Here is a 9,813-nt window from a genome sequence, read left to right as displayed (position 1 = left end):
CCACAATCAATTTCTACCTATTTCTATAAATTTCAATCTATTTCTATTATCTTATCTCCATATCACTCTTATCTCCTTATCCCCTTTCTTACACTTTTGATATATAGCCTGAACGGTTACAATTTTTGTAAGCGGATTAAACGGATTGAGCGGATTTTTTTTATTTCTTTTTCCGCTAAATCCGTTAAATCCGCTTACTAAATCCACCCGCTTACTATTAAAAATCTGCTTCCTTAATTTTCTACCTGCACAGGTCGAAATTTTTCTTGACATTAACCAATAATCTGTTATAATATATAAGATGAATTGTGATTTATGTGGGGAGAGTGTTGTTAAAAAACTTTGCGAAATAGGGAACACGACTATTTTTCAATGCGAAGAATGTGGTTTGATGTTTCGCCACCCTATTGCCACAAAAGAAGAATTAAAGAAATATTATTCATCTGGCTATTATCAAGAGTATGGATTTAAAGAATACGCTCAAAGAAAACATCATATAATTAAATACAGATTTGAACCAATTTTAAGATTCTGGGATAAAACTCTGGGAAAAATTTGTTTTCAAGAGAAATTTGTTTGTCTGGATGTAGGATGTGCGTTAGGCTTTTTCATTGAATTGCTCAAAAAACAGGGTTATGAGGCAAAAGGTGTAGAATTTTCCAATGATGCGGCTGAATATGCCAGAGAAGAATTAGGATTAGAAGTATTTACAGGTTCGGTGGAGGAGATAGGCTTTGAAACACAAAGTTTTAACCTCGTGACAATGTTGGATGTCTTAGAGCATGTCGTCAGCCCAAATGGGATATTAAAAGAGGTAAATCGAATTTTAAAAAAAGAAGGGCTGGTTTTAGCCACTGTGCCTAATGTTTCTGGGGCAGAGGCAAGAGGAAAAAAAGGGTTAACTAACTTTTTATTTGCAGAAGGACATATTTTTAATTTTCCATATCAGACATTAAAAAGATTATTCAATATAAATGGTTTTAATCTTATAGCGGTTACCTCTTTAAGTATCCCAAGAAGATGGTTGGATTATGAGGTGTCAGAGAAATTACTTCCACAAATAAGGGCTTTTTATCGGAAGATTAAGAGATTTATCTGGCATAAAACAAACCAGGGGGGACTTATACTTTTAGTGGCAAAAAAGGTCTACTAAAATTGGTAATTGGTAACCGGTGAAAAGGAGGCGAAAATCCAATGGTTGGAGGAAATGAACTTACACAAGCTGAATTAGAGGCTCTTTTAGGCGAAGAGGCAGAGGAAGAAGAAGGAACAACAGGATTGACTAAAGAAGAAGGTAGTGTTTTAAAAGATATTTCTGGTTCTTCAATGAACGCCGCGGCAACTGCACTTTCAACTATTTTAAATAAACAGGTAACTATTGCCGCTCCGGAAATCAATGAGATTACTCCGGATAGTATTACAAAAGAGGTCCCCGGCACAGCAATTGTGGTTGAGGTAGAATATTCTGGTGGAATTAAAGGACCAACTTATATCGTTTTTCTGAAAGAACACGGGGCAATGATTGCCGATTTAATGATGGGTGGCGATGGAACCTCACCACCTGAAGAAATAAACGATTTGTATTTAGGTGCCCTGGGTGAGGCATTAGGACAAATGATAGAATCTTCTGCGGTGTCTTTGTCATCGACCATCGGTAAAACTGTAACCGCCTCCCCACCTAAAATAAAGATCGTTGATTTCCAGAAGGGTGTTCCCAAAGACCTTCCTGTATTCCGCGAAAGTAAAGTGGTTGAGGTAGATTACAATCTGACATTAGGTGATTTAAGTGAAGGTAAATTAGTTCAGTTGCTACCATTAAATATCGCTAAACCAATAGTTAAAACGGTTATGGGAGAGACGGCAAAACCTAAAGAAGTAGAAAAACCAGCATTTGCCCCGGGAGTTCATCCAGTTCAATTTACCAGATTGAAACCGACTGAAACAGAGCAATTACCAGCAAACTTAAAACTGTTAATGGATGTCCCAATGAATGTTAGTGTTGAAATTGGCCGAAAGAAAATGACGATTAAAAAAATATTAGATTTAGGTTCAGGCTCAATTGTTGAGTTAGATAAAATGGCTAATGAACCAGTCGATATTTTTGTCAACGGTAAATTAATTGCGAAAGGCGGAGTTGTCGTTATTGATGATAACTTTGGTGTTCGCATTGCAGATATTATTGCTCCGGAAGAAAGACTTGAATCGTTAAGGTGAAATAAGCAAGCAGTCATCAGAGGACAGATGAGAAAGGGAGAAACGGGGAAACGGAGAAAGGGAGAAGGAGAGGAGACACGAGGCACTATACCTGAATCTTCAACCATCAACCTTCAGCCTAATTACGGACACAGATTACGAATTTTCGGTGGTGTCTGAAAATAACTCTAATAGTGAAATCTATGCAAATTTGGTGTCCAAAAGGGGATAAGGAGAAAAGGGAGAGGTAACCGTTCAGGGATATAGCCACAGAGTCACAGAGAACACAGAGCGAATATATAACCACGAATGAACACGAATAATAAAAAGATTTGTAGTGCGAGGCTTTAGCCTCGCTTCTGGCAAGCAGGAAAGCGAACCTAAAGGTTCGCATTACATTTATCGAATGTCACAGGTTAATTCGTGTCCATTTGTGGCTAATTTCTCTAATTCTCTGTGAACTCTGTGCCTCTGTGGCTGAATGGTTACAGGGAGAGATGGAGATTATTCATAGTCCTTTGCAAAATTTTAGAATGAATTTATCTCCTAATCTCCATAATCCCCATATCTCCTTTTCTTACACTATTTCAACCTTTATGCTAGATTAAGACACCACCGATAAATCCGTGTACTAAAACTAAATCATGGAGGTGAAAAAAAATGACTAAAAAAATTATTGTTTTAGTTTTAATACTAACTTTGATTACTTGCTTTAATATAACCTGGGCAGAAAAAGATAAATTGTTAAGTATAGATGAAAAGGAAGTGATGATGGATAAAGGAAAACTAAAAAAAACAGGAACTGAAGAACTAAAAGACCATCTTAAACAAATCCCAGATTCAAAATCCAAAATAAATCCATTGCCAGAAATAGAACTGGTCAACGGCATAAAATTTGCTAATCAAAAAAAATACGATGAGGCTATACAAATTTTTGAATCAATTATCAAAAAATATCCAGATACTAAAGCATCTAATCAAGCTAAATATATGATTGATAAGATTAATGAAGAAAAAAGAAAAAATGCTTTATTATCTCAACCTAAACCGACTCCTAAGATTGAAATACCTAAAGAATATTACCCAAATTATCAATTTAATTCAGGGATTAAATATTATCGTGAAAGAAACTTTAAAGAGGCATTAGCGTGTTTTCAGGAGGTAGTAGATACTGCCCAAGCAGATAGTAAATTAGCAAAAGAGGCAGAAATGGCTATTAAAAAGATAAAAAGAATACTTACACCTAAACCAGAGCCTAAACCCCTTCCTCATTTCAAAATATCTGATGAGAAAAGGAAACAAATATACAAAGAGTGGCATGAAAAAATACTTCAACACCAACAAAAATTGTTTGATAAGGCACTTGAGTTAAAAGAAGAAGGGAAATTGCAGGAGGCACTGAAAGTGCTTGAAGAATTAATGGATTCTCGAAGTTCACCTGTATTAGATAAAGCGGCTAAGGAGATGACTAAGGTTAAAAAGGAATTAGGGGTATTAAAATAATCAGTAAGCGAAAAGAAGGGGTAAAATGGGTATTAAGAAGTTATCTTTTATCATATCTACCATTTCTATTATCTTGAATTTACTGAATATTGCTGAGGTAAAAGCTGTTTCAGGATCAATTGTAATAAATAATAATGCTCCCTATACAAACTCTCGTGATGTTACTCTTACCTTATCAACAACTCCAAAGGCAGATTGGATGTGTTTTGCTAATGAGGATTCAGATTGGAGTGAGTGGGAACCTTTTGAAACATCTAAATCCTGGACATTGTCATCTGGAGAAGGAAATAAAATAGTATATGCATGGTTTTGGTGGGATGAGCCAATAGATAGTATGACTGATGATGATACTATCACTCTTGATACTACTCCACCTGAAGTTTCTATTAATTACCCTAAAGGCTGGGTAAAGAGTATCGATCTTTATATTGACCTTGAGTATTCTGATAAGACATCAGGAGTTGCAGAAGGAGATGTAGAAGTAGCAATTAATGATCTTATTGACTATAAAGATTGTAAAAATACTATTTATGATTTTTGGTATTCTGGTAGTCATGGGAATAAATATGCCTTTAGATTTAAGGCAAAAGATTATGCAGGTAATTGGTCAGGATACGCAGAGCCGGGTTATTGGTGTGGGATTGATACGGTTGCTCCTGAGATAACCGATTATAATCCCAAAGATGGTGCTATTCTTACAGGACAGGTTACAGTTAGTTTTTCTGCTCAAGATTCTACCTCTGGAATTGAAGATTATCGCATTATTATTAATGGTGTGGTGGATACATATGCCACCAGCTACTCATGGAATACCACTAACTATGCAGATGGTAGTTATGATATATCTTATATCACCGTAGATAAGGCTGGTAATAATGCAGAAAAGAATATTACTGTTAAAGTTGATAATACTAAGCCAGGTTGTAGTGTAGTATTAGGTGATGAAGAAGGTGGGAATAATTTGTATGATAATGATGGCTGGGTATATGCTACATTAGATAACTGGGATTATGGAGCTGGGGTTAGTAACGCATGGATAAATTGGACAACAGATGAATTTGGTAATGGTGGTACCTGGATAGAAATATCACCTTCACATAAATCTGAGTGGTATGTTTATATTGGAGAGGGTCAAAGATATTGCTGGTACAAAGTTCAAGATAAAGCGGGGAATGAAAACAAAACTTATGATTATATCACCATAGATAAAACTCCACCTACAGCAGATGCAGGTGGCGATAAAGAAATAGATGAAGATACCTCAACAGAATTTAGTGCCAGTGGTTCAATAGATAATATTGGCATATCTAAATATGAATGGGACTGGGAAAATGATGGTAAATATGATGACTGGAGTTGGCTTTCATTTATTTATCATACTTATGATGACCCAGGGGTATATAAAGTAAAACTGCGGGTGACAGATAATGTTGAAAATACTGATACCGATATTATAACAGTTACAGTAAGAGATACTACTTTACCAGAAGCATGGATAATGAAGTTAGGGGATGACAAAGATACTGATACTAAGTATGATAATGATGGGACTATTTATGCCACTTTAAGGAATGATGATAATGTTGGAGTGATTAAAACATGGATAAATTGGACAGCAGACTATTGGGGTAATGGCGGTACCTGGCTTGAAATTCCTCCTGGAACAACTTCTGTTGCACACTATTATGATACAGATGGTGAAAAATATTGTTGGTACAGGGCTCAAGATGCCGCCGGGAATATGGGGACCTGTACTTTACCACAAGTAATAATAGTTGATAGACAACCGCCAATAGCAGATGCCGGTTATGATAAATGGGTATATGAAGAAGAAACAGTCCGGTTTGATGGTAGTGCATCTTATGATGATTGTGAAATAGTAACATATAAATGGGACTTTGAAAATGATGGATATTATGATAAAGAAGGAGAGATAGTTTACTGGACTTTTTGGGACCCCAGGACATATACCACTAAGTTATATGTAGAGGATGGTGCGGGTAATCCAGGTACAGATACTATACAGGTAGTAGTATTAGATGCTACACCTCCATCAAAGCCTACCGGACTACAGGCTGCACCAGATGTACTACAAATTACAGTATCATGGAATCCCAATTCTGAATTAGATTTAAATTACTATTGTGTGCATATAAAGGATGATGAATATATTACTCCTTATAATTTTGATTATTGTATTTTTGTTGATAAGAATATAACTGATTATACATTTAGTAACTTAACTGAATTAAAACCATATTATTTTATAGTCACTGCCATAGATAATTATTGGAATGAATCAGAAGCCTCTTCAGTAGTTTCTGCTGCTCCTTTATCACCAGGAGATATCACCCCTCCTGCTCCTCCGACTAATTTACAGATTAATGATCCAGGTAATGGCAGTGAACTTGATCTATCATGGACCGCACCACCTGATAATGATGTGAGTTACTACAATATTTATGAAGGAGATAGAGGTACGCCAACTAAGGAGAGTTATTATTATAAATATGATGGGTTAGCATATAATATTACTAATACCTCATTTACTGCATATCAATTAACTTCAGGACAAAGATATTATTATGGTATAACCGCAGTAGATACCTCAGGTAATGAGAGTGAATTATCTCAAATAAACTCTGAGATACCAAAGGATTTAACTAAACCAGAGCCACCGTGGGGATTATCTGCTATTGGAGGAGAGAATATAGTTTATTTAGGCTGGATAGGGAGTATAGATACAGTAGCAGGATACAATGTATATCGCAAGCCAGCAGGAGGAAATTATACTAAAATTGCATCATTGGTCAAAGATACCTATTATGATGATACGGATGTAATAGCAGATACTACTTACTATTACTATGTCAAGGCAGAAAGTGAGTTTGGCATAGAAACTGATGCCTCAAATGAATCTTATGCTACACCATATACCGAAGAACCACCACCAGATACCACCCCTCCTGCAAGACCGACTGTTACTGATATTACTGAGAAGGAGACGGAGATAGATTTGATTTGGAGTAGAAGTACTGAGGCTGATTTTGATAGATACAATCTTTATAAAAGTCAAACTCCAAATGGTCCTTACACAAATATATTCTGGAATACTGATAGAAATCATAATTATTACAATGATACTGGATTAGAGTCAGGAACTACTTATTATTACATCATTACTGCTAAGGATGCAAATGGTAATGAAAATCCAGTGGAGCCAATATATAAAATACAGGCTAACACAAAGATGCCATTTATCAAGATTTTAAAGGTTGAACCGAATAATATAAGCCCTTATAATGTAGTTCCCACAACTTATTCAGATATAATTTATTATTTACAGGATAGTTGTGGAGGTGTTATAATAGAGATATATAATTCCCAGACTCAAAAATTAGTCTTTAAAGAAATTATCTCCAAGCCAGAGCCGACAACTCCAGATTTTAACCCATTTTTTAGGTGGGATGGGCATAGACAGGATAGTGATGAGTATGCAACTGAAGGATGTTATGATCTAAAGATGACAGTAATACCGGGTGAGCCTGTAAAACAGCCAGAGACTTTAGAAGACAGGCTAAATTTAGCAATAAATGTAAGTCACACTACACCACCACAGGATAGATTGATAAAATTAATCATAAGACCAATTGATATAGATAATCAGGTACAAACTCCATGGCATTATGGTCAGGCAGATGAAAACTCATATCTATTAGCAGATGAAGAGCATGAAGCAGAGGTAAGGGCAGAGATTATTATAGATACTGATAATGATGGTATAGTAGATGCAGGGGAACCAATAGATACAGATGACAATAATCATTTGGTTACATTTAGAGTAGTTCAAGGACAAACTTATGGAGATTTTAGAGGAAGACGAACAACCAGTGGGCTAACTCAAAATGGAATAGCAACAGGACACTTACATATAAGGACTACTCGGCAATTAGGTGATATAATAATTCGAGCAGAGTATCCTGGTATAGAACCAGCAACAAGTACGGTAGTAGATACTAACCCGACAGATGGGTATTCTAATCCAGGTGTTAGAAGAAGTGGAAGTAGAGTTTTACAGGAGAATATAAATGGGTATGATGTAGAAAGGATGCAGAATTTACTCAGGTTTATATGCTATGATTTTATTGGAAATCAAATAGATGGTATGTATGGTCCTCATACAAGAGAAGAGGTGATTAGATTTAAGAGAGCAAATCAAGGTACCTGGTTATCAGAAAATCAGTTAAATCCACCTGGTAGCCAGGTTAATGCAGATACGATTACAAATTTACTTAATCATCGTAATAACTTTCAAAATGCGTTAGATGTCTTTGCAGAAAATACAATTACACAAAATGATGCTCGGTTTCCACAATGGCGAGAGGATGCATCTGCTGATATTACTAATCTACCAGAAGGAATTATTACAGATATTCCACCTGATAGTACAGATGAAGAGGAACTTTTGCGAGGCATGATAGAGCAGGAATCAAGTGGCACTCACTGGCAGAATAGAAGAATTACTATATCTTTTAGAGGTGCATTAGGATTCTTACAAATCCAACCATTTAATAGTTTGGCATATAATAATTTAGGCAATATACCAGCAAATACTAACTTATATGCACCCGATGGAAATTTATTAGCAGGGGCTCAGTATATGAATGTGCCCTGCTTAAATACTGCTTTTAATTACTGTCAAGTCAGTGGAGATGACAATATTGATTTGTTAGCTAAGGCATTAGCTGGATATAACGGAGGAGAATTAGGAGTAGGTCAAATACTAAGGAGTTATGCTTGGATGTATATTGTAAGAGATGATTTAATGTCAGAAGAATCGATAAGGTATGCAATTCAAATAAAACAGAGGTTAAATATACTTCTGAAGTCATGGACATATCCTAATGCACCATACAACTATAGTGAAGCTCAATGGTTAGAAGATCATTAAAACAAAATTTTGAGAGGTGATCAAAATGATCAAAAATAATAAATTTTTTATTAATCTATTATTGATTATTCTTGGGGTACTATTTCTTGTTGGAGTAGGTATAGCCAAAAGCAAGTTTATGGGAGAAGGATCTAAGAAAGTAGAAAGTAGTGAGTTGTCTATAAAAGCTATACAAATAACTCCTACTGTCCCTAAAACTATGAAGATGGAGCCAACTTGGTCACATGATGGAAGGAAGATTGCTTATATATTGAGAGAAGATACAGATAGAAATGGGATTTTAGAAACAGGGAAAGATAGGGATACTCTTTGGATAATGAATGTTGATGGGACAGAAGAAATATGTCTTACTCCTAAGCCTAACGATATAATGAGTTATAGACTTCCAAAATGGTCTCCTGATGATACTAAAATCTTATGTGCTCAAACTTCATGGCATAGGTTTGACCCTGGAAGATGTGTAGTAATAGATGTCAATACAAAAAAGATGGAAGTATTAGGTGGTGACCCATATGATGAATACGAACCAATTTGGGCACCCGGAGAAGGACATACCATTATCTTTGAGAAACATAGTAAGATTAGAGAAATGGAACAAGTTCGGAGAGCACTAGCTTTCCCAGTAAGTCAGAAATTCTATTTTACAGCAGATGGTATTCCTTTAAAAGAAGGGGAAATCCCAGTTATTACTGGAGAGAAAAAATTACCCAAGATAGACCTTTGGATAAAAAATCCTGATGGAACAAATAAATTAATTATGGAAAATACAGGTTGTGGTTTAATATGGTCTCCGGATAAAAAAATGGCTATCTTTGGTGGAAGTGGAGAGGTGTGGCTTATAAATAGTGATGGAAGTGGATTGAGAAAAATTGAGAATGTACCAAAAATATGGCGGGAACTATCATGGTCTACTGATAGTAAAAAATTACTCTTTATAGGTATGATAGGCGAAGGTTCTGATATTTTCATCGTCAGAATAGAAGATATAGATAAAGAGAAGCGACAAGTTGAATCTACGAAATCTTCACTAACGAAAGAAGAATCAGAAGTTCCAAAGGTAAAAAAGATTAAAAGGGAAGAATAATTAGTAAACGGATAAAAATAATTCGATAAATCCGCTTAATCCGATTACTAAAAAATTTAGTTTAATTCGTTTAATTCGATTA

General features: G+C 35.5%; 7 protein-coding genes. All 7 read left to right on the top strand.

Annotated features, from left to right (window positions below; all coding sequences use genetic code 11):
* Nucleotides 1-201 (top strand): hypothetical protein (locus AB1422_02000; protein MEW6618119.1); only part of this gene is annotated, 201 nt, incomplete at its 5' end.
* Nucleotides 202-301: 100 nt separating this feature from the next.
* Nucleotides 302-1,153 carry a class I SAM-dependent methyltransferase gene (locus AB1422_01995; GenBank protein MEW6618118.1) on the top strand — a complete coding sequence of 284 codons (852 nt, stop codon included), beginning with the start codon at nt 302-304 and terminating at the stop codon, nt 1,151-1,153.
* 41 nt (nt 1,154-1,194) lie between these two features.
* Nucleotides 1,195-2,214, top strand: coding sequence for a flagellar motor switch protein FliN (gene fliN, locus AB1422_01990; protein MEW6618117.1), 1,020 nt, complete (start codon nt 1,195-1,197; stop codon nt 2,212-2,214).
* 452 nt (nt 2,215-2,666) lie between these two features.
* Nucleotides 2,667-2,801, top strand: a complete 135-nt coding sequence (locus tag AB1422_01985; GenBank protein MEW6618116.1) for a hypothetical protein — start codon at nt 2,667-2,669, stop codon at nt 2,799-2,801.
* Nucleotides 2,802-2,853: 52 nt separating this feature from the next.
* Entirely contained in the window at nt 2,854-3,696 is an 843-nt protein-coding gene (locus AB1422_01980; protein ID MEW6618115.1) for a tetratricopeptide repeat protein, read from the top strand.
* Between the two features lie 25 nt (nt 3,697-3,721).
* Nucleotides 3,722-8,647 (top strand): PKD domain-containing protein, encoded by a 4,926-nt coding sequence (locus AB1422_01975; GenBank protein MEW6618114.1) that lies wholly within the window; start codon nt 3,722-3,724, stop codon nt 8,645-8,647.
* 25 nt (nt 8,648-8,672) lie between these two features.
* Nucleotides 8,673-9,731 (top strand): hypothetical protein, encoded by a 1,059-nt coding sequence (locus AB1422_01970; protein MEW6618113.1) that lies wholly within the window; start codon nt 8,673-8,675, stop codon nt 9,729-9,731.
* Nucleotides 9,732-9,813 lie beyond the last annotated feature (82 nt).

This window comes from bacterium (assembly GCA_040757115.1).
In the GTDB taxonomy this organism is placed as follows: domain Bacteria; phylum UBA9089; class CG2-30-40-21; order CG2-30-40-21; family SBAY01; genus JBFLXS01.
The sequence above is the reverse complement of the archived record's forward strand: the minus strand, read 5'-3'. Positions and strand labels throughout refer to the sequence as shown.